We start from the raw sequence: 19,746 nt of genomic DNA, 5'->3' as shown, positions 1-19,746 counted from the left end.
ACGGCACAAGCTCTGCCTTGTATAAATACCAAACAAATTGCTGCAAAAACAAACTTGAAAGATCAACACGCTCTAGATGCTTAATAAATAATTTAACAAGTAAAATAATGTCAACACTTAAACTTTCAACTTATGTAAAGCGTAGAACGGGTGTAAACCTTGGCCACTCACATTCATTAAAAAATATGTTTGTCCGCTCATTTGGCGCCAACTCCTTTGCATTATTTTGGCATTATTGGAATCCTATTTGGAGTTACTATTTAGCAAAATACATACAAAAACCTTGTTCACGAATAATGCCACACTCTTTCGCATTAATAATCACGTTTACCATTAGCGGTGCTTTGCATGATTTAGCTGTGTCACTGGTAAAATTGACCCCTATCTTTTTCTTCACCCCTTGGTTTCTATTAATGGCTATTTTGGTCATTGCAGTTAACCTTTTAAAGGTTAACTACGCCAATCTTACTTGGGGAGGGCGCGCGTTTATCAATGCTAGTTTTATCGTTTCTAGTTTTCTGATCACAATCTTTATTGAACAAAAACTATTGAATTATTTTGATACATTGAGCTGATTTTTACACCACCAGTCTATTAAATAACGACTTATAGAGTGCTTTCCGGGTATTTGGGTATTATCATCATCACTTCCCCAATCACTAAAGCTTGCAATATCTTGGGCTGTACACCATTTTACGTGGGTTATTTCATCAGGATCTATCGTGGTATTATTGCTCGAAACCTTAACATGAAACCCTAACATTAATGACGCAGGAAAAGGCCATGGTTGAGAGCATAAATAGCGAACACTGGTGGTAATTAAACCTACTTCTTCAAACACTTCCCTTGTTACCGCTTCTTCTATTGATTCGCCAGGGTCAACAAAGCCAGCAAGCGTTGAAATAACTTGCCCTTGGCTTCGTTGGTGACCAGCTAACAAGCAACGAGTTATGCCAATTTCATCTGTGTGTTCAATAATCATAATAACCACAGGATCTGTTCTAGGAAAAACAAGTTTTGCACAAACTTGATCACTGCATTGCTTAGCATGCCCAGCTTCTTTATCAAGCAAAGGTGAACCGCAATAACCACAAAACTGATGGCTTCGATGCCAATTTATGAGTGCATTAGCAAAACCAGCAATAGATGCTACTTCTACAGACAACTCACTCAACGCACGTCGTAAATCAACCAAATCATCTGAACATTGAAGTCGAACTCGGTTATGTAATTCTTGCCACTGTTCTTCGCTTAATAAACTGAAGTCTAGGACAAATACGGCTTGGTCATCATGTAAATTTTTTCCCAAAAAAATGCAAGTAATTCGATTATGATTAACTTGATCATATTGCGTTCTTGTTAAATTTACTAATTGCCCTGCGTTAACCAAAAACTTGCCTTGATAACTCACAAAAAAGTGAGTGTTTGGCTTTGTCAGCTGAGTGGATATCCATTCTGGTTTTTTGCGTGCACTGCTGCATCGATCTAAAGACATTTGTGTTAATAATAATGGCTTAGACATGCTTAATATCCTGTAATTTTTTGTCTGCTAGTACAGCTTTTTGCCATTCTAACGACCAGGGTCCCAAGGGAAGTACCAATGAAAACAACTCTTTACCTTGGTCTGTTAGCTGATAACCGTTTTGTACTTTTGTTAACAATGATAAGCATGTTAATTCTTTGATCCGTGTATTTAATAATGTAGGTGATATTCCTTCGCATGCTTTTTGCAATTGACGAAAAGTCATCGTTTGCTTGTTTAACTGCCAAATAATACCTAAAGCCCAAGTTCTACCAAGTAGATCTAATAAAGCCATAATCGGCTTACCAGTTTTTGAGCCTCTAACAGAGTTTCCTGGAAATGGAATGGTCATAAACACCAATAAAGTATGCTACATATTTAGTAGCATACTACAAAATGTGTAGCAAAAGTAAAGCATTGTTTTTTACTTATCGGTGTTTTCTATTTGAATCACATACTGGTGCTATTGATAAATTGTTCAAGCAAGATAGTCATTTGATCAAATTGAGGATTAAACGTTAATCGTTGCATTGCAGGGTATTGTTGTCTATTCGTTTCCGTGGTTTCCCCCATGTTATTTTCTTCATCTGTTTTACAAGAGAAAAAATAAGGGTCTTCATTAACATGCTGACAATTTCTATAAACGCCATGCACACCATAATATACGTTATCAGGTGCGTTAGTTGTCGCTGTATGGGCAACATTTAACACGTGTTGGCAAAACGGTTTATTTTTACAGTGTGCCCTACTCATCTTAAAAGTTTCTGGAAATCCTCTTAATAGCGCTTCATTACCAAAATACATTAACTGATCTACTGTTTTAGATTGACGATTTTCACCTAAGTGCCAACGCTTGAGCAAAGTAAGAGTTGCCATGGTGTTAATAGTTGTATCAACATCACTGACAACGGCTAAAACAGGAACATCAGGAGGTTGTTTAAATGACACGTTATTGGGTGAAATACGCAACATCAGTTTATGTACTTGCGCGCCTGCATTAATGGCAAATGATTCATATTTAGCGATATCAATATCAGCTCCTTTACTAAGGTAATCATAAAAAGGCAGGTAATCAATATATCTTGCAGCCCAAGCATAATCTGACTTTGCTTTACTCGCAGGAGACCAAAGCATTAAGCCTTTGATACGCGCAATTTCTTCTGGCTGCCATTGCGAAGACAGTAACTGATCAATAAGTAAGGCTCCGCCTGTTGAAAAGCCACCAAGGTAAACAGAGTTATAATCTTTCAATGCTCGTTGAACACCATACTTAGCAGCTGTTCTCCATTGTTGTTCATCAATATCAATTAAGGCTGAAGGCGCCGTACCATGTCCAGGTAATAACAATGTTCTAACAGCAATACCACGTTGATAAAACTGCTTTGCTAGATCATGAAACATAAATGGTGAATCTGTTAATCCGTGAATTAACAAAACAACGGTTTTAGCTTCTGGTGGCGTTATTTCAAAGGGTTGAATTAAATCAACAACCGTTCTTTCTGATACATTATTCTTTAAATATAGGTCACTTATTGCTGTATCTATCGGACACTTTATCTCCGCTTTAGGGTTTAATTGCTCTATATGCTGACGAGCGAAGGTTAAATATTCCCCAAAACTTGGTAGTGATTGATAAGTAAACTTTATTTCTGTATCAACGGGTAATACCGAACGAAAAGTTGCTTCATCGGCAAATTTTCTTATTTGCGCGATATCTTCGTTTAGCGATATGCAATTCATTGATGCTGTTTGCGCAGCTGCGGATGCTAAACATGGCAAAAAAGCGCTTAACAAAATGATAAGCAGTGATAATACCTTTGGCTGAAAACGTAAACTGTCCATTTAAAAATTTCTACCTTGCTTTATTGACTTATAGTAAACTGATTTTTGCTAATACTGCCATGCAGTAATTTTTTATCGTAATGCTTGAATACAATCGTACCAAGGAAATTACACTTTCACACTATTAAGATCTTTGTGCACATAACGTATGCTAACTAAATCTCTCGCGTTCCAACAATTACTTCAAGTTATGAATACCTACTACCCTATTAGCGAGCAAACTTGGCAGTGTTTTCAAAAATTTTGTCAATTTCATGAAGTAAAAGCGAATAGCATTATTTATCCATTAGCAGAAATCCCAAGCTCATTTTCTTTTATTTACCAAGGATTAATGCGTGGTTACAGCATTGACAATAAAGGTAATGAATACAACAAAATATTTTTTACTGAAGATATGTTTCCAGGTTCGATGACCTCTTTGCTAACTGATACACCTGCCGTACTCGCCATTGAAACCATAGAAGATAGCTTTTATATTTCCATTGATTTTGCAAAATTTCGTCAATTCCTGATCAAAAACGAAGAAATCAAACTATTTCATATCCATTATTTAGAAAAGAATTGGGTACTTGCAAAAGATGCCAGAGAGATTGAATTAGTTCAACAAGATGCTACAACACGCTATAAAAGTTTTGTTAATCATTTTCCACAATTAAACCAACGCTTACCGCAATACCATGTTGCTTCGCATCTTGGAATTACACCGACTCAATTGTCTAGAATCAGAAAAAATTTGAATCGTTAGGAACTATGTTGCCCCATTCGAACAGCAAACTTGCTGAAAACCCTCGAAAATACAAATCACCTAATTTTAGTAAAAATCAACCTATGTAAATGCGCTTAGTTTCCTTGTTTTATATGCTAAATCAGCATTAAATATTAAGGAATCACATGAATACGTTAACTGCTTTACAATGGCGATACGCTGTAAATACTTTTTCATCACAGCGATTAACTGACCAGCAAATCGCCCTACTTATCGAATCAACTCGATTGGCGCCTTCTGCTTTTGGCCTTCAACCGTTAAAATTAATTGTTATATCGGATCAACAACTCAAGGAAAAATTACTGCCCTATTCATACGGACAAGAAAAGGTCGTACAGTGCTCACACTTATTGGTTTTAGCTCATTATGTTGGCGATCCACAAACCCTCGTAGATAACTATTTTAAGCAATATTGCAAGGAAAATAACAAAGAAGCTCATCAGATACTTTCTTACCGACAACAAGTGTCGAAGTTCGTCAATTCAATGGATCATGCAGCATTTGATAAATGGTCTAGTGAACAAGCCTATATAGCATTAGGTACGTTGTTAACAGCAGCAGCCTTTAATCAAATAGACAGTTGTCCAATGACAGGCTTTGAACAACAACAATACGATGACATTTTAGCACTCAACAATAGTAATTTTAAAACAACCGTTATTTGTCCTGTTGGCTTACGAGCAAAAAGTGATAAGTATGCTAACAATGCAAAGGTACGGAATTCTCTAGAACAATTTGCTGACATGAGGTAACTATGTTCAATTTAATCTTGCTCGCATTACTTGCAGGTTCAGCCATTGCGATACAAGCAGTTATTAATACTAAGTTAGCGCTATTATTAAACAACACCTTGCTAGCAACAGCATGCGCCTTTTTTATCGCTTTTATTTCGGTTTTGATACTTTATCTGTTCATGGGCAATACCTTAAAATTTAACCAATTAACCCAAGTGCCAAGTTTAATCTGGTATACCGGAGGCATACTTAGTGCACTTGGTGTTGGTTTACTTTACTATTTGATCCCAAAATTGGGTGCTGGCTCACTAATGTCGTTTGCATTAACGAGCCAACTCATATGTGCGATGTTATTTAGTCATTTTGGCTGGCTGTCTTTACCTCAAAAAACAATGAATCTTGAAAGTACTTTAGGCGCTTTGTTGATGATTATTGGGCTTATTTTGATAAACTGGAAAACCGCATGAATACTATCGATAGTGCAAACTTAACTAATCTTAAGCAATTGTGGCGATTATATGGTGCAACCACACTTTATCGCGATGACATGTTAACACTTAATGCTGTAAGGCATTGGCCACATAGACATTGGATAGACTCCTCAGTTCCAGCGATAACTGACGACCTCTTTGAGAATAATCACCACAAAAAATTATCATCGCTGATACAAAAAGCCTCAAAAGGTGCCATCTTTGCTTTATGGCAAACTGCAGGTAAAGCCAATATACATCAAATGACTAAATCTTATTTACTCTCTAATGGTTGGCAGAAATCATTTAATCAAACAGCAATGTATTTACCGCTAAATCATCAACGTTTGTTACCAGAACACCCAACGTTAACCTTAACCCCTGTAACGTCCTACAAGCAAGTTAAGCAATGGTGTCATATTGGCTCAGCAGCTTTTAACTACCGCATTGATATCGATGCAGTTCTTCCTCTACTGAGCAACAATCAAGTGATGATGTACCTTGCCTCTTCGGATGCAGTTAATATCGGAGCAAGTATGTTATTGCATAGCGACACTTGCACGGGTGTACACCAAGTGGGTGTGCTACCTATACATCAAGGGAAAGGATATGCCAAAGCAATCATGATGGCACTTATCAACCAATGCAATACGCTAAATATCAAATACCTTGTATTACAAGCTTCGCAAGCGGGTTTACCCCTGTATAAAAAACTCGGTTTTATCGAGCAATTTACCATTGAAAACTTTCAACTTTTTGGTATCGATAACGCCCTAACCTCAACTGACGATAGTTAATTTAGCGCTGTTTTAAGGTTCTTTTTTAGCATACCGCACAGTAATTATATTGCACTTGCAATATAATTACTGTGCGGTATGCTATGCAAAAAAGTAAGGGCTTTACAATGAAACAACATGATGCAACACCGTTAACTGATTATATTGAATATCCTGAACAGGAGATGCTGTCACGCTCAGAACATTTTTATCAAGAAATTAAACGTCGACATAGTATCCGTAGTTTTAGTGATCGCCCTGTTGCTAAAGAAATAATAGAAAACTGTATCAAAGCAGCAGGCACTGCACCTAGTGGTGCCAACCATCAACCTTGGCACTTTGTTGCGATAAACAGTGCTGAAATGAAAGCACAAATAAGATCACAAGCAGAAGAACATGAACGTAGCTTTTATGCGGGAAGAGCAGGAGATGAATGGCTAGATGCATTAAAGCCTTTAGGTACAGATGCTAACAAACCTTATCTTGAGCACGCTCCTTGGCTTATCGCAATATTTAGTCAAAAAAAAGGGGGAATTCATGCCGAAGATAAGCATACTAATTACTATGTTCATGAATCTGTAGGCATAGCAACAGGATTTTTAATTAACGCACTGCATTCTAGCGGCTTAGTGACTCTAACACATACACCAAAACCAATGTCATTTTTAAGTAAAGTATGTAACCGACCTGAAAATGATCGCGCCTATATGTTATTAGTGGCGGGTTATCCTGCGGATGATGCTTCAGTTCCTCATCATGCTAGCGTCAAAAAATCACTTAATGAGATAGCCACCTTTTTATAAGAGTAGCTATTATTTTATTACTCGTTAATGCTCTAGTTCTATATCTGTGCAAGCTGCTTTGCAACGAATTTTAGTGATTCCTTGATCATAATCAACGTTAATAGACAGCGGCTTTTCACAGTGTGGACAACACTCTTTTTGCCCTTTAAGCACATTGGCGATCAATTTTTTTTGCTGATGATATGACTTTGCACTGCGTTTTTGTAAGGTTTGTAATTGTGATATATCGAGCAAAATTAACCTACCGACTGACAATACCAACCATCAAAATGCCCCGCTAAGGGCGCGCTACTTTGCTCTAGTAGGGTTTGATAGGCAGTAATGTTTTCATAACTTGCTGGCATTTCAGGATATGCAGTTATTTCCCATGGATAATCTGCGTTATCAGGATACGGACAAAATGATAACTTTTGGTTATTTTCCAATAATAGTTGGCCATATTTAAGTGCTGATTCTTCGCTAGCAAAAATTACGGAAAATTGAAACTCTCTAGCAACAGATAAGTCATCACCTTGCAATAGCATTTGCCACAAAGCTTCACCATGTTCATCTTCTGGGAATAACGTATAATCTCGTTCCATTTGCACTGTTCTCTAGGTAAAATAAAGCTAGTGTAACTATTTCATTAAAAAAATTCAGTGATTAATTCTTTAATGTTCATTGCTGTTGAGTATATAAATGATCAAATTTGAACTTCATCTTCCTGTAAAATCACATGACGCCTCGGTCTTAGAGCTTTTAGCGAATGCTTGTAGAGCACATGCTTTACTCAGCAACGGACAGATAAAAGTGGCGATCACAAAAGGGGCGTTATGGTTAGAGCGCGGTAAAAATATTGATCGTTTACGTAAGGTAAAAAAAAGCCTTAAACCTGATGATGTACTACATTTTTATTATGATGAATATGTGTTATCTCAAACATGTTTAGCCGCTCATATTATTGAAGACTTTGTCGAATATAGCGTTATTTATAAACCGTCAGGTATGCCTTGCAACGGTTCAAAATGGGCAGACCACTGCACAGTTACTCGATGGGCAGAAACACAACTAACACCTCAAAGGCCTGCTTTTTTAGTACACCGACTTGATAAAGCAACTTCAGGTTTATTGTTGATCGCCCACAGTAAAAAGGCAGCAAAAGCGTTAAGTCACTTATTTGAGCAACGTAAAATTACCAAGAAATATCAAGCACTTGTTCATGGTTTAGTTGAAGAAAACCTTATACACGCAACAACCCCTATTGATAATAAAGCTGCTAGCACATTCTTTTCATATGCCGACAAATCAACAAAAGCTATGATTAGTTTACTGAATGTTGACATCGAAACAGGTAGAAAACATCAAATAAGGTTGCATGCGGCTGATTTAGGCTATCCTGTTGTAGGTGACAGGCTACACGGTAAAGCGGATAACAATACACCGGTAAACTTACAGTTAACTGCTGTACATTTATCTTTTACTTGCCCATTTACTGAACAAGTAAAAGATATTCATTTAACAACATCATTAAAACCAGATCTTACTGGCGTTGCTAAAACATTAGTCTCATAGGCTTATGGTGTGTAGCAGATATCATTATCATCTAACACGTTAAGCTCTTCACCCACTAAATGTTCAGCGCCTATAGCTTCCATTAATGCTAGGCCTTGTTCACGCTGTTCAATAGTAAGCGCTTTATAAGGTAAACGGAAATTTGGCGAAACAGCGCCTGTCATCATTAAACTGGTATTAATGGCGATAGGATTTGGTTCACAGAACAGCCAATTCATCAGCCCTTGCATTGAGGCATTTAAATTACTGTCTTGTTCGTCCATTAATTTACGCATTAATGTTGGTACTAAGTTAGAGGTAACCGAAATAACGCCATGAGAACCAAACTGATGTCGACCAGCAAAGCTTTCATCATCATTACCTGACCAACAAGCAATACCTTTTTCTTCATAATAACCAATGCGTTCATTGCCAGCACATTCTTTAACGCCAATAAAGTTTTCGTGGGTTGAAATAGGTACGATAATGTCAGGCGTTAAGTCTTGGCCTGTTCTACCTGGCACGTTATAAATAAACGCAGGACCAATATCTAATACTTTACGAAAGTGCTCAATAACGCCTCGTGAAGAAGTACGTCCATAATAAGGGTTAATTTGTAATGCTGCATCCATACCCATCGCAAAACCATTTTCAGTGGCTTTTATCGCTTCACGGGTATTATTACTACCAGTATTGCCAATAATAATCAGTTCTTTACCATATTGATGAACACTGTGGGCGATAAGCATTAAATGCTCTTCCCAACTTAGCAAGTGCCCTTCACCTGTTGTGCCACCAACAATAATACCGTCAACACCAGCAGCTATCTGTTTAGCAACCAGACGATCATACGTTGCTAGGTCAATATCGCCCTGGTCATCATAGGGTGTTTTTATAGCCGTGATCAGGCTTGCTGAATGTATTTGCTTCATGAATATCTCGATCGATTTGCAATAATAAAAAGAATAATGTCAACAGTGCGCGATTCTATCAACAACACGCTTAAGGATAAACACTTCTTTCGTGACAATATGCTGATATTTAAAAATATGACTGTCTAATTGGATAACTTGATATGCGTGATAGTTGTCAGGGTTAGCCATATCCATTGGAAATGCTTCTTGTTGATCAACTTCTGCTTTAGCGATTGTAAAATGAACATCACCTACTAAGCCCCAATCACCTACTTCAATGTATTCTTGCATTGGTTGATTTTCTTGATCAAAAACGGTGAAAGTGAACTCATAACAGCCATCGCTATGGATTTTTGCTAATTCGTTATGAGTTTCACCGTTAGTTTGTTGTTTACTGCTAAACCAACTACCAATAAGTTGTTCACGTCTATACATAATTTTTCTTGAGTAATTCTAGTCATGGTATTTTATACTATTACGCTTAAATAAGTGACCAACTAAAACAATTTCAAAAAATAAATAGTATTACCCGATAATTTGCCGGTTGTTTAACTAGCTCTCTTACGTTCTGATTGGCTAAATGCAAACACAACCGAAATGATTAAACCAATCATAAAGACGCTCGCAAACATCACAGAAAAATTAACCAAAGGATTCATAAAAAACGATTTTTCTTGTTCTAATTGCGCTATTTGCTGGTTAATAACTTCTTCAGTAGCGCCACTATTACGAATATTTTCAATATAATAATTAAAATAGTTATTCATGAAATCAGGCTCTATCACCGTTGCGTATAATACGTTATAAACGCCAAACATAAATGCAGCAATAAAAGTGATACCAATACCTAATAAAAATATCTGCTTAAAAGAAACAACTTCATTACATTGCACCTTATATTCTTTGACAGCTAGAAATATCGTTAATAATGAAAAGATCATAGTCGAATAACCGATGATCTCTCCCATTTGATAGGTTGATGGATCACTCCCCATCACTAAACTACCAATAAAAGGTATACAAACAACAACTACACCTGCAATCAAGCCATATTTCATTATTAATTTTTTCATCGCCTACTCCGTTAATATTCAGAATTATTATCTTAGGTATAGTAAAGTACCTTACGTCGTTTTACCTTATGTAAGCATCGTCAAAAATACTATCACCCATATGGGTGAGCTAGATAAAATAAGCGTTTGAATAGCGTTTTCTTAATGTATCAGCTTTAACAGTTTAGCTTCAGCAACTGCTTGTGTTCGATTTGATACCCCTAACTTTTCGAATAAAGACTTTAAATGGGTTTTTACGGTATTGGGAGAAATAGACAAACTTAATGCGATTTCTTTATTGGTATAACCTTGCGCTAAAAACAGTAACATTTGTTGCTCGCGTTCACTAAATGTCGCTAGCTTTTCTTGATCTATTTCTATCTCACGTTCAACAATTTTATCTGGTTTAAAAAACCAAGCTATCGCGCAGCCAACAATAAGAAAAATTGAGGCGATGGTCATTAAATAGCTTGCCAAAGATAGTTTATAGCTAAAAAATTGAAACTCAATGAACTTTAAAAGTGCCAATAAACCAAACAAAATTAAGCCATATTTAATAATAACTTTTGACACGTATTCCTCATTGCATTTTATAGATAACTTCTTTGATAATTAGACGATTTATGCGTAGAGTCAATAGTAAGGTACCGCCTATACCAAACGACTTATCATTGTAAGCAGTTTGATGTACAAATGTAAATTTTCTCGAAAGCAGTTTGATAACTAACTGTAATATAAACTGAAGGGCTATATTGTAGTTCTAAGTATTGTTCAATCTATACGCTCACACTAGCACTAAACGTGCTTTTTGTAGATAAGGAGAAAACATGAGTAATTATCGCACTGAAAAAGATAGCATGGGTTCATTAAATGTACCCGTTAACGCGCTTTATGGTGCTCAAACTCAAAGAGCAATTAATAACTTTCCAATTAGTGGCCAATCAATGCCAAAGGCCTTTATCAAAGCACTATTAATTGCCAAACGCGCAGCTGCAGAAGCTAACGGTGAACTAAATCACCTTTCAAAAGAAATGGCTCAAGCAATTATTGATGCCGTAGATAATTTATTACAAGAAGACTTTATTAAACATTTTCCCGTGGATGTTTTTCAAACAGGTTCAGGCACAAGTACCAACATGAATGCTAATGAAGTTTTAGCAACGCTTGCAAATCAAAACATTGAAGAAAAAGTTAATGCAAATGATCACGTTAATTATGGTCAAAGTAGCAATGATATTATTCCTTCAACCATACATATCAGTTCAGCCATTGAACTAGAAGATAAGTTAATACCAACTTTACAACACTTTGTAGATATTACGTCAAACAAAGCTAATCAGGTTGAAAAATTCGTCAAAACTGGTCGCACACATTTAATGGATGCTATGCCTATTACTTTAGGGCAATCTTTACGGACATGGGCTGATCAAATCAGTCAAAATATCATTCACCTTAAACAACTACAACCAAGTATTCAAAGCCTTGCGCAAGGCGGTACTGCAGTAGGTACTGGCATAAATGCAGATAATAACTTTGCTGCAGCTTTTAATCATGCCTTATCTTCCTATAGCAATATCAAATTTACCCCTGCTGATAACTTTTTTACGCACATTAGCTCACAAGATATTGCCGTAGCGTTATCCGGGCAGTTAAAAACCGTTGCTATTTCAATCATGAAAATATCTAATGATTTACGATGGATGAATTCAGGCCCCTTAGCAGGTTTAGGAGAAATTACCTTAGAAGCTCTTCAACCAGGTTCTTCTATAATGCCAGGTAAAGTTAACCCCGTGATACCTGAAGCAGCCGCCATGGTCTCTGCCCAAGTAATTGGCAATGACACAACCATTTCCGTTGCAGGACAATCAGGAAATTTCGAATTAAATGTCATGTTACCTGTCATCGCAAAAAACTTGCTTGAAAGTATCGAATTATTGAGTAATGTTTCTAAGCTACTTGCAGATAAAGCGATTTCAAGCTTTGAGGTGAACGAAGAAAGCTTGAAACAGGCGTTGGATAAAAACCCTATATTAGTAACAGCTCTTAACCCTATTATTGGTTATCAAAAAGCAGCTGAAATAGCTAAATTAGCCTACAAAGAAAATAGGCCAATTATTGATATTGCAGAAGAAAATACTGATTTAAGTCGAGAAGAACTATCAACATTGTTAGATCCTGCAAAATTAACTTTAGGTGGGATTAATTAAGAAAAAACCTAATGTCGCAAGACATTAGGTTTAAAACACATGTTAAATACTAATTTTTCTTAATTTTTACACTACCATTGACTGTTTCAATGTCTACCTGCACATCACCACTGCCAATCATGCCTTCTAACGATCTACCCGTAAACATGTTCTTCTTTGCGCTAAGACCAAAATCATTTTTGATACTTCCGTGCATAGTTTCCACTTCAACATCCGCATTTATATTTGCTGGTAATGATAAAACAACACGGCCATTAACAGTTTCAATACTAATGTCATCGAGTTGTTCAATGCTATCAATATAATTAACATCAACACTCCCGTTGACAGAACTTATCTCGCTATTATTTGCTAACCCTGCTGCATCGATAGAGCCATTCACCGTTTGTAACTTCATCGCTCCTGATACATTTTTAATCGTTAACGAACCATTGACTAATTCAATATCCGATAACTTAGTACCCACTGGCACATTAACTTCATAATCAACGCTACCAGAAGAGTTTTTATTCCAATTAGATTTTTTATAGCGTGTTTCAACCGATACACCTCGGCTATTTTCCTGCATATCCACTTCAATACGATCTCTTCCCTCTTGATCATCTGCAGTGATAATCGCTGTGATGCTAATAACTTCTTTTTTCCAACCAATAATCTCAACATCACCGTTAACGTTATTCAAACGAAATTCAGCCGCTGGACTAACATTAAACGATTGTTTAATTTCATCTTTTACGTCTGCAAGCGTTGCCGAACTTAACATTAACAAACTAAGGGTTAATAGTATTTTATTTTTCATGAACGAGTCCTTTTTTATTGAGTTAATAAGTTAGTAACTCACATTAGCGAAAAGGTTTAAACAAAAAGACAAAATAAGGTAAATTAATGTTATTGCACTTTAAAACAAAACCTTATGTCTACATTAAACATTCAATTATTGTTAACTGGCGATGAAATCATGAACGGTGATATCGTTGATTCAAACTCTGCGATGATCGCACAACAATTAATCCCTTTTGGCTTACAAATAGTAAAAAAAACAACTGTTTCTGATGATTTATCATTACTTATCGAAGCAATAAACACGTTAAGTCAACAAGCAGACATATTAATAATCAATGGTGGTCTTGGACCGACGGTAGATGATTTAACCGCCCAAGCATTAGCTTCAGCTATTAATGTTCCAATTGAAAAAAACCATCAAGCCTACCAACATGTACTAAATTGGTGCGATAAAAAAAACTACCCGATTACAGATGCAAGTATCAAACAAGCAATGCTACCAAAAGGTGTAAACATCATTGCAAATGAAATTGGCAGTGCAGTAGGCTTTTCTATTGTCCATCACCAGTGCCATATATTCTGTACACCTGGCGTTCCTCGTGAATTAGCATTAATGTTAGAGAAGCATATTATCCCTCAGTTTACTGATAACGTAACACAGAAATTTTCATACCAAGTCAGAAAATTTCAAGTCTTTGGTATTGGTGAATCTTCTATTCAACAATTAATAAATAATAACTTCCCTGAGTGGCCTGCTGAAATCTCATTAGGATTTCGAGCTTGCACACCGATGTTAGAAGTGAAACTAGCAACTCACTCAAAAAATAATTTACCTTTATTGCAGCAATGGCAAGATAAAATACTCCATTTATTAGGAGATCATGTGTTATGCCAATTCGAAGGAACACCACCAACAATGGCAGAGCATGTGTTATCTTTACTGCAGGAGAAAAATTTTAAAGTCACCACCGCTGAATCATGCACAGGCGGATTAATAGCAAGTTTGCTTACTGACATCTCAGGCGCCTCAGAATCGTTTGAAGCCGGTTTTGTTACTTACTCTAACTTGATGAAACACAGGTTACTTGATGTGCCCGAAGAACTGCTATTAGAGCATGGAGCAGTTAGTGAACCTGTTGTTAAAGCAATGGTAAAAGGCGCAATAAATAAATCAAATGCCGATTTTGGTATTGCCGTTTCTGGCATTGCTGGCCCTAATGGCGGTAGTAAAGAAAAACCAGTGGGTACCGTTTGGATAGCTTGGGGCACTTCTGCTAAGATTCGAACCATCACTTTTATTATTAAAGGTGACAGAGAATCGTTCCAAATATCTGTTGCTCATCGTGCTTTAGATCTACTTAGACGTGAGATATTAATGAGTAAACAGACACCAATGTACAAAAAATAACAATAATTTGTTGCAACAATGTAAAACCAGCCTCAATTTATCGCATTATGAGGTTATTTATTGCGTAGCAAATCAAAACTTTATATATTTACTATACGATATACTGTATCTACAACTTATTAACGCATGTACACTAACCAAAATAGAGAAATATCTATGCTGCTGCATTACATGCGAATAATGCTTTAGTTTCCTAGGAGCACATTTTGATTGACAAGAACTTCATCACCAGTGGTCGAAATACCATCATTCACAAAATGAGAAAATTTGATTTATTGATCATAAACGGCAGCCATCCTGTTGTTGTTGTCAGTAATCGAGGCATAGGTATCTTTAAAGGTGAGCTTCCCCAAAAAAAATCAGATGCTAAAAAAGCTTACCAAGATGTAGTTGATGTAGCTGCGACGGAAGTTTTTGGTGAAACGAAAACATTAATCTTTGTACAGGCACTAGATAATAAAGAATACAAAATAGATTATTCAAAAGTTAACACACCGAACTTTATTCGTATTCACCAAGAAAACTATATTTAAACATGCGTTCAAATAGAGAGTATAAAGCGTGACAAAGGCAACTTTAGTTCCTAATAAAAAAAATAATATTGATTTGGTACTTCAGCCGATAAAAGATCAGACGTCGCTTACTGAGGTATCTATCCATGAACTTATCGATGCCTCTGAGTACACAAGTCTTTATGTTGATAACGGTAATATAAAAAATGCTATTGCTGAGCTCAACAGTGTTTTAAAGCCACTTCAACAAGGCCAACCTGGTCGTGAAATATCATATCAAGTGCTTGAGCGTCGAGATGCTAAAATATCCATTGAAATTGATAAAGATGAAATGACTGCATCCGCTGAAATTTCAACGGCATTAGGCGGAAAACATCTATCAGCCAAAGCAATATTAGCTGCTGCTCAACAAGCCGGAGTCACTAAGGGATTTAGTAAAGAGGAATTAGTAAAACTTGCCCAACATGCTGCTCAAGAACCTCCTGGCAGTATCGTAAAAGGCTCTATTGCTTATGGCAAAGATCCTACCGATGGTAAAGACGCCAAAATTAAACATTTAGTACAAAGTGCACAAGATAGAATTTTACGTCCTAAAGAGCGTGAAGATGGTTCAGTCGACATGCGTGACTTAGGTGATATCATCTGTGTAAAAGTTGGTGATCCTTTAGCGAGAAAAATTCCTCTAACAGATGGAATTAAAGGGTTTTCGGTAACTGGCACCCCTCTGGAACCAAAACCTGGAGATGACTGCACCTTACAAGCCGGTGAAGGGACAACTATAAGCCCCAAAAATGAAGATGTGCTTGTATCAACAAGAGTCGGTTTACCACGCATTATCGATAACGGCATGGAAGTAGATGAAGTCTACAAAATCAAAAATGTAGATGTAAGCACAGGTCATATCGACTTTGAAGGCAGTGTTATCATCGATGGTGATGTATGTGAAGGGATGCAAGTAACTGCTAGAGGCGATATCACTGTTGGTGGCTTTGTTGAATCGTCCTACTTAAGCTCAGGCGGCGATATCACCATAGGCAGTGGAATAATCGGCAAAAAGCAGGAAGTAGATGATGTCAAAGTGACCGATATTATTATGAGTGCTAATTTGAAAGCCAAAGGCACTATTTTTGCAAAATATTGCCAATACGCTGATATAGTATGCAATAACTTTCGAATAGAAAATCAGTTAATGCATACGATCATTGAAGTCGAAGAAAGGGTGTGGGTTGGAACGGATGAAAAAGCTAACGGTAAGCTGATCGCAGGACACATTACAGTTGGCCAATCAATACATGCAGGCACAGTTGGAGCAACGGCAGGTAGTGCAACGATTATCACCTTTGCAAAAAAACTGGATCATTTTAATGACCAAATCGCGGCATTAGATGCAAAAATTGAGACAGAATCTAAGCAAGTTGATGAACTGAAAGAAGCCAGTAATAAACTAAGAAAATTACCCAAAGATAAAGTAAACCCAGACATGCTTAATAAAGTCGTCTCAACCTACAAACACCATGCAGAACAAATGGGTAAATACATCAGTGATAAAGAAATACTGGAAGAAGAAATTAATCAATACATGGGCGGTGTGTGTGTTGAAGCAACGGAACGTATTTATCAAAATGTACAAATGACTGTTGGCGACTTTAACGAGAGAACAAAACGTGAATATGGTCCAAGCAAAATGCGCTATAAAGAACGTAAAATTGTCATAGATCCAATTGTAACATAATGAAAAATCAATCAATTATCATCTCAAAGCTACTTACCTGTATTTTTTTAAGTAGCTTTTTTACATTTAATGCTAACGCAACCAAATGCGATATTAATTTCCAACATGGAATTATTATTGACCCTTCACACATTCGAATTTTAGAACATGATATCACTATCGTTCAAATCAACAATGACGAACAACTTTTTGTAAAAGGAAGAGAAATCCCTTTAACTGATAAGCAACGCTTATTAATTTCTGATTACTCTCAAGGGATACGTTATCAAATTCCTGAAATTGTATCTATTGCTATCGAGGGCGTTGATGTTGGCCTGAAAGCCGTCAATAAAGTTATCGCTGGTGTTACCGGTGAAAATAGTGCTTCGCATCAAAAACTTCAAAAACGCTTTGACGAAATGCAGTGGCGATTAAGAAAACGCTTTAATCACAGTGATGAAAGTTATTATATTGCCCCACAAGATTTTGACGATTTCAGTGAGATTTTTGCCGGAGAGTTTGAACAAGAAATTGAAATGTTAGTGACCGAATCAATTGGGACTATTCTACTCGCTGTTGGTGAAGCAATGACAAACAAACCAGAAGGCAGCGGGGAAAGCCGTGTTCAAACATTTGACGAACGTATGGAAACCATGGGTGAAGAGCTAGAGTTAGAAATGAGTGCTAAAGTATCGTCAATAGAAAATAAGGCAATGATTTTTTGTGAAAAATTAAAGTCACTTGACGAACTAGAGACTAAATTAACAGAAAATATTCAGCCACTAGCTTTCTATAACCTTATTCAATCACAACATTAAAATGTATTATTATTTCTAGCGTTAACTCTACAAGCTCTATTTATCTAAAATCAGTTTTAACGCTGGTAGTAACATACCTTTAATTTTCTCAATTTCTGCTTCATTATAAGGCTTCATAGGAAATAAACCCCAAATTGGCTTTGGCCAAGCCTTATCTTCCTCAAAGCGAACTATATGATGCAAATGCAATTGAGGACAAATATTTCCTAATGCCGCCACATTCATTTTTTTGCCTTGAAATTTTTGCATAAGTATTTCACTTAACATACTAGATTCATTTAGTAATTGTTGTTGATCTTGCCAATCTAACTGGTAAATATCTTGAACATCATTCACTTTTGGTACGAGTACAAACCAAGGGTATTGATTGTCATTCATTAACAATAATTTACACAAAGGTAACTCTAATAATTCAATAGAATCTTTACTTAACATTGCATTTAGCTGAAAGTTTTCCATCAACATCTCCTACTTTCTTTTATTCTTCCTACCCCGACCTCGAGCTAATTTTCGTGCTTCACGTTCGGCAATTTTTTGCTTTTCAAGCGATTCGAAGTACTCACCTTCTTTAGCGATCATCTCGGGGGTTTCAAATGTTATCGCCCCTAATGTTTTATCCCTGATTTCATTAATCAAAATAGTTGAAGCTTTAGTGAAGTCAACTAAGCCTCCGCTTTTTACACAGCCTCTAGTTTTCCCTATTGCTTCGATTAGATCAATTTCACGCTGTGGTACTTCTTCTAACTTATATCGTTCTATTAGTCTTTGAGGATAAGCTTCAATTAAAAAGTCTGCTGCAAAACAGGCTATGTCATCATGGTCATATGCGGTGTCTTTAACTGCACTGGTGATTGCTAGTCGATATCCACTATTTTCGTTGATAATTTTTGGCCACAGCATACCAGGCGTGTCGTAAAGGTATAACCCTTCTTCTAGCCTAATGCGTTGTTGGCCTTTTGTAACAGCTGGCTCATTGCCTACTTTAGCTTTAGCTTTACCAACTAATGTATTTAGCAACGTTGATTTACCTACATTAGGTATCCCCATAATGACGGCATTTATCTGTTTACCTGTTTCATCTTTATTCGGCACTAAACTACGAATTAGCTTTGGAATCGTTTTCGCAATACTCGGGTTATCCGTCGTTAAAGCAATGGCTTTAACGTTATGTTGAGTATCTAAATAGTTCAGCCATAACGTGGTGATATCATCATCGGCAAGATCACTTTTATTTAGAATCTTGATAAGAGGTTTATTACCTCTTATCTCTGTGATCATAGGGTTTTCGCTACTAAAAGGTAACCTAGCATCACAAACTTCAATGACAACATCAATTTGCGGTAAAATTTCTTTGATTTCTTTTTGGGCTTTGTGCATGTGCCCTGGGTACCAGTTAATTGCCATAATCTTTTTACGTTACAAATAAATAGATTTTAACATCACAACATTAATAAATCTTTATTATTCAATGAAGGTTCTAAGATAAAACAAGACGAAAACTAGATAATTTGTCTTTTTTAAAATTTAACAACTGAAGTTTAGGTTAAGTATCTAGGTTTAAAGTCAAACGGGGTTAATTTATCAAGGCACCTAATTAAACGTTTTAGAAGCTAAAATAAAAAATTCTGAGCTTTGGCTCGGGCTTCTCTAAATAGAAGCTTGATGATGTCTTACTCTCACATCGGCATTACTTATCACATGAGTCACACTACCATCGGCGCTATTGCATTGACTATTGGGCTTACGGCTTGGATATTTGCCCATAGTCTCAAGGATATTTATCCTGACTTAATATTTTTATCCCAAATGCAAAAAACCCGTAGCTTTCGCTACGGGTTTCTCTAAATAGAAGCTTGATGATGTCCTACTCTCACATGGGAACTCCCACACTACCATCG

At 36.5% G+C, this 19,746-nt stretch carries 24 protein-coding genes; 12 read left to right on the top strand and 12 right to left on the bottom strand.

Features of this window, described 5'->3' with window-relative positions; all coding sequences use genetic code 11:
* The first annotated feature begins 107 nt into the window (after nucleotides 1-107).
* The gene (locus Q4489_RS17485; protein ID WP_368389617.1) at nucleotides 108-575 is read left to right on the top strand and encodes an acyltransferase; all 468 of its coding nucleotides are present in this window, start codon (nucleotides 108-110) and stop codon (nucleotides 573-575) included.
* On the opposite strand, the gene nudC is transcribed toward Q4489_RS17485, so the two are convergent.
* The 3 genes from nudC to Q4489_RS17470 form a co-directional block, all read right to left on the bottom strand.
* A complete protein-coding gene (gene nudC, locus Q4489_RS17480) occupies nucleotides 554-1,522 on the bottom strand; it encodes an NAD(+) diphosphatase (RefSeq protein WP_303483016.1) in 969 nt (322 codons plus the stop codon). The genes Q4489_RS17485 and nudC overlap by 22 nt on opposite strands.
* Nucleotides 1,515-1,874, bottom strand: coding sequence for a helix-turn-helix domain-containing protein (locus Q4489_RS17475; RefSeq protein WP_303483013.1), 360 nt, complete (start codon nucleotides 1,872-1,874; stop codon nucleotides 1,515-1,517). Before Q4489_RS17475 ends, nudC begins: the two co-directional genes overlap by 8 nt.
* A 98-nt stretch (nucleotides 1,875-1,972) precedes the next feature.
* On the bottom strand, nucleotides 1,973-3,364 hold the full coding sequence (locus tag Q4489_RS17470) for a carboxylesterase (protein ID WP_303483009.1): 1,392 nt from the start codon (nucleotides 3,362-3,364) through the stop codon (nucleotides 1,973-1,975).
* 148 nt (nucleotides 3,365-3,512) lie between these two features.
* On the opposite strand from Q4489_RS17470, the gene Q4489_RS17465 reads away from it, so the two are divergent.
* The 5 genes from Q4489_RS17465 to Q4489_RS17445 all read left to right on the top strand — a co-directional run bounded on the left by Q4489_RS17465 (nucleotide 3,513) and on the right by Q4489_RS17445 (nucleotide 6,913).
* On the top strand, nucleotides 3,513-4,109 hold the full coding sequence (locus tag Q4489_RS17465; protein WP_303483006.1) for a Crp/Fnr family transcriptional regulator: 597 nt from the start codon (nucleotides 3,513-3,515) through the stop codon (nucleotides 4,107-4,109).
* A 146-nt stretch (nucleotides 4,110-4,255) separates the two neighbouring features.
* Nucleotides 4,256-4,882: a nitroreductase family protein gene (locus Q4489_RS17460; RefSeq protein ID WP_303483003.1), complete on the top strand. Its 627-nt coding sequence runs from the start codon at nucleotides 4,256-4,258 to the stop codon at nucleotides 4,880-4,882.
* A 2-nt stretch (nucleotides 4,883-4,884) separates the two neighbouring features.
* Nucleotides 4,885-5,331 carry a DMT family transporter gene (locus Q4489_RS17455; protein WP_303482999.1) on the top strand — a complete coding sequence of 149 codons (447 nt, stop codon included), beginning with the start codon at nucleotides 4,885-4,887 and terminating at the stop codon, nucleotides 5,329-5,331.
* Nucleotides 5,328-6,131, top strand: a complete 804-nt coding sequence (locus tag Q4489_RS17450; protein ID WP_303482997.1) for a GNAT family N-acetyltransferase — start codon at nucleotides 5,328-5,330, stop codon at nucleotides 6,129-6,131. The genes Q4489_RS17455 and Q4489_RS17450 overlap by 4 nt, the downstream gene beginning before the upstream one ends.
* A 107-nt stretch (nucleotides 6,132-6,238) precedes the next feature.
* Nucleotides 6,239-6,913, top strand: a complete 675-nt coding sequence (locus tag Q4489_RS17445; protein WP_303482994.1) for a nitroreductase family protein — start codon at nucleotides 6,239-6,241, stop codon at nucleotides 6,911-6,913.
* A 24-nt stretch (nucleotides 6,914-6,937) separates the two neighbouring features.
* Here the strand turns inward: Q4489_RS17445 and Q4489_RS17440 are convergent, their stop codons facing one another.
* Nucleotides 6,938-7,147 carry a hypothetical protein gene (locus Q4489_RS17440; protein WP_303482991.1) on the bottom strand — a complete coding sequence of 70 codons (210 nt, stop codon included), beginning with the start codon at nucleotides 7,145-7,147 and terminating at the stop codon, nucleotides 6,938-6,940.
* 2 nt (nucleotides 7,148-7,149) lie between these two features.
* Complete coding sequence (locus Q4489_RS17435) at nucleotides 7,150-7,494, bottom strand: ribonuclease E inhibitor RraB (RefSeq protein WP_074496289.1); 345 nt, start codon at nucleotides 7,492-7,494, stop codon at nucleotides 7,150-7,152.
* Nucleotides 7,495-7,591: 97 nt separating this feature from the next.
* Here Q4489_RS17435 and Q4489_RS17430 point away from each other — a divergent pair, with 97 nt between their 5' ends.
* The gene (locus Q4489_RS17430; RefSeq protein ID WP_303482986.1) at nucleotides 7,592-8,464 is read left to right on the top strand and encodes an RluA family pseudouridine synthase; all 873 of its coding nucleotides are present in this window, start codon (nucleotides 7,592-7,594) and stop codon (nucleotides 8,462-8,464) included.
* 2 nt (nucleotides 8,465-8,466) lie between these two features.
* Here the strand turns inward: Q4489_RS17430 and dapA are convergent, their stop codons facing one another.
* From dapA to Q4489_RS17410, 4 genes are all read right to left on the bottom strand, one after another.
* Nucleotides 8,467-9,375, bottom strand: a complete 909-nt coding sequence (gene dapA / locus Q4489_RS17425) for a 4-hydroxy-tetrahydrodipicolinate synthase (RefSeq protein ID WP_303482983.1) — start codon at nucleotides 9,373-9,375, stop codon at nucleotides 8,467-8,469.
* Between the two features lie 39 nt (nucleotides 9,376-9,414).
* Nucleotides 9,415-9,792 (bottom strand): hypothetical protein, encoded by a 378-nt coding sequence (locus Q4489_RS17420; RefSeq protein ID WP_303482979.1) that lies wholly within the window; start codon nucleotides 9,790-9,792, stop codon nucleotides 9,415-9,417.
* Between the two features lie 113 nt (nucleotides 9,793-9,905).
* On the bottom strand, nucleotides 9,906-10,430 hold the full coding sequence (locus tag Q4489_RS17415; RefSeq protein ID WP_303482976.1) for a DUF4199 domain-containing protein: 525 nt from the start codon (nucleotides 10,428-10,430) through the stop codon (nucleotides 9,906-9,908).
* Nucleotides 10,431-10,571: 141 nt separating this feature from the next.
* Nucleotides 10,572-10,982, bottom strand: coding sequence for a helix-turn-helix transcriptional regulator (locus Q4489_RS17410; RefSeq protein WP_303482973.1), 411 nt, complete (start codon nucleotides 10,980-10,982; stop codon nucleotides 10,572-10,574).
* Nucleotides 10,983-11,236: 254 nt separating this feature from the next.
* Here Q4489_RS17410 and Q4489_RS17405 point away from each other — a divergent pair, with 254 nt between their 5' ends.
* Nucleotides 11,237-12,616, top strand: a complete 1,380-nt coding sequence (locus Q4489_RS17405) for a lyase family protein (RefSeq protein WP_303482970.1) — start codon at nucleotides 11,237-11,239, stop codon at nucleotides 12,614-12,616.
* A gap of 49 nt (nucleotides 12,617-12,665) precedes the next feature.
* On the opposite strand, the gene Q4489_RS17400 is transcribed toward Q4489_RS17405, so the two are convergent.
* The gene (locus Q4489_RS17400; protein WP_303482967.1) at nucleotides 12,666-13,415 is read right to left on the bottom strand and encodes a DUF4097 family beta strand repeat-containing protein; all 750 of its coding nucleotides are present in this window, start codon (nucleotides 13,413-13,415) and stop codon (nucleotides 12,666-12,668) included.
* Nucleotides 13,416-13,529: 114 nt separating this feature from the next.
* Here Q4489_RS17400 and Q4489_RS17395 point away from each other — a divergent pair, with 114 nt between their 5' ends.
* From Q4489_RS17395 to Q4489_RS17380, 4 genes are all read left to right on the top strand, one after another.
* Nucleotides 13,530-14,807: a CinA family nicotinamide mononucleotide deamidase-related protein gene (locus tag Q4489_RS17395; protein ID WP_303482965.1), complete on the top strand. Its 1,278-nt coding sequence runs from the start codon at nucleotides 13,530-13,532 to the stop codon at nucleotides 14,805-14,807.
* 206 nt (nucleotides 14,808-15,013) lie between these two features.
* Entirely contained in the window at nucleotides 15,014-15,340 is a 327-nt protein-coding gene (locus Q4489_RS17390; RefSeq protein WP_074500038.1) for a hypothetical protein, read from the top strand.
* A gap of 28 nt (nucleotides 15,341-15,368) precedes the next feature.
* Complete coding sequence (locus Q4489_RS17385; protein WP_303482960.1) at nucleotides 15,369-17,051, top strand: DUF342 domain-containing protein; 1,683 nt, start codon at nucleotides 15,369-15,371, stop codon at nucleotides 17,049-17,051.
* On the top strand, nucleotides 17,051-17,848 hold the full coding sequence (locus Q4489_RS17380) for a DUF2884 family protein (protein WP_303482957.1): 798 nt from the start codon (nucleotides 17,051-17,053) through the stop codon (nucleotides 17,846-17,848). Before Q4489_RS17385 ends, Q4489_RS17380 begins: the two co-directional genes overlap by 1 nt.
* A 36-nt stretch (nucleotides 17,849-17,884) precedes the next feature.
* Here Q4489_RS17380 and Q4489_RS17375 read toward each other — a convergent pair whose 3' ends face one another.
* Both Q4489_RS17375 and ylqF read right to left on the bottom strand, forming a co-directional pair.
* Nucleotides 17,885-18,313, bottom strand: a complete 429-nt coding sequence (locus Q4489_RS17375) for an HIT domain-containing protein (protein WP_303482954.1) — start codon at nucleotides 18,311-18,313, stop codon at nucleotides 17,885-17,887.
* Between the two features lie 3 nt (nucleotides 18,314-18,316).
* Nucleotides 18,317-19,252, bottom strand: a complete 936-nt coding sequence (ylqF, locus tag Q4489_RS17370; protein ID WP_303482951.1) for a ribosome biogenesis GTPase YlqF — start codon at nucleotides 19,250-19,252, stop codon at nucleotides 18,317-18,319.
* Nucleotides 19,253-19,746: the final 494 nt, after the last annotated feature.

The organism is Thalassotalea sp. 1_MG-2023 (assembly GCF_030546745.1).
GTDB lineage: Bacteria > Pseudomonadota > Gammaproteobacteria > Enterobacterales > Alteromonadaceae > Thalassotalea_C.
Note: the sequence above shows the minus strand (reverse complement) of the source record. Positions and strands in the feature narration are given on the sequence as shown.

What these genes read in the sequence shown, in the direction of transcription:
- Q4489_RS17465 (WP_303483006.1), top strand. Translation starts at nt 3,513, where the DNA reads ATGCTAACTAAATCTCTCGCGTTCCAACAATTACTTCAAGTTATGAAT.
- Q4489_RS17450 (WP_303482997.1), top strand. Translation starts at nt 5,328, where the DNA reads ATGAATACTATCGATAGTGCAAACTTAACTAATCTTAAGCAATTGTGG.
- Q4489_RS17435 (WP_074496289.1), bottom strand. Translation starts at nt 7,494, where the DNA reads ATGGAACGAGATTATACGTTATTCCCAGAAGATGAACATGGTGAAGCT.
- Q4489_RS17460 (WP_303483003.1), top strand. Translation starts at nt 4,256, where the DNA reads ATGAATACGTTAACTGCTTTACAATGGCGATACGCTGTAAATACTTTT.
- Q4489_RS17455 (WP_303482999.1), top strand. Translation starts at nt 4,885, where the DNA reads ATGTTCAATTTAATCTTGCTCGCATTACTTGCAGGTTCAGCCATTGCG.
- Q4489_RS17380 (WP_303482957.1), top strand. Translation starts at nt 17,051, where the DNA reads ATGAAAAATCAATCAATTATCATCTCAAAGCTACTTACCTGTATTTTT.
- Q4489_RS17395 (WP_303482965.1), top strand. Translation starts at nt 13,530, where the DNA reads ATGTCTACATTAAACATTCAATTATTGTTAACTGGCGATGAAATCATG.
- Q4489_RS17470 (WP_303483009.1), bottom strand. Translation starts at nt 3,364, where the DNA reads ATGGACAGTTTACGTTTTCAGCCAAAGGTATTATCACTGCTTATCATT.
- dapA (WP_303482983.1), bottom strand. Translation starts at nt 9,375, where the DNA reads ATGAAGCAAATACATTCAGCAAGCCTGATCACGGCTATAAAAACACCC.
- Q4489_RS17485 (WP_368389617.1), top strand. Translation starts at nt 108, where the DNA reads ATGTCAACACTTAAACTTTCAACTTATGTAAAGCGTAGAACGGGTGTA.
- Q4489_RS17400 (WP_303482967.1), bottom strand. Translation starts at nt 13,415, where the DNA reads ATGAAAAATAAAATACTATTAACCCTTAGTTTGTTAATGTTAAGTTCG.
- Q4489_RS17405 (WP_303482970.1), top strand. Translation starts at nt 11,237, where the DNA reads ATGAGTAATTATCGCACTGAAAAAGATAGCATGGGTTCATTAAATGTA.
- Q4489_RS17375 (WP_303482954.1), bottom strand. Translation starts at nt 18,313, where the DNA reads ATGTTGATGGAAAACTTTCAGCTAAATGCAATGTTAAGTAAAGATTCT.
- nudC (WP_303483016.1), bottom strand. Translation starts at nt 1,522, where the DNA reads ATGTCTAAGCCATTATTATTAACACAAATGTCTTTAGATCGATGCAGC.
- Q4489_RS17475 (WP_303483013.1), bottom strand. Translation starts at nt 1,874, where the DNA reads ATGACCATTCCATTTCCAGGAAACTCTGTTAGAGGCTCAAAAACTGGT.
- Q4489_RS17420 (WP_303482979.1), bottom strand. Translation starts at nt 9,792, where the DNA reads ATGTATAGACGTGAACAACTTATTGGTAGTTGGTTTAGCAGTAAACAA.
- Q4489_RS17445 (WP_303482994.1), top strand. Translation starts at nt 6,239, where the DNA reads ATGAAACAACATGATGCAACACCGTTAACTGATTATATTGAATATCCT.
- Q4489_RS17415 (WP_303482976.1), bottom strand. Translation starts at nt 10,430, where the DNA reads ATGAAAAAATTAATAATGAAATATGGCTTGATTGCAGGTGTAGTTGTT.
- ylqF (WP_303482951.1), bottom strand. Translation starts at nt 19,252, where the DNA reads ATGGCAATTAACTGGTACCCAGGGCACATGCACAAAGCCCAAAAAGAA.
- Q4489_RS17430 (WP_303482986.1), top strand. Translation starts at nt 7,592, where the DNA reads ATGATCAAATTTGAACTTCATCTTCCTGTAAAATCACATGACGCCTCG.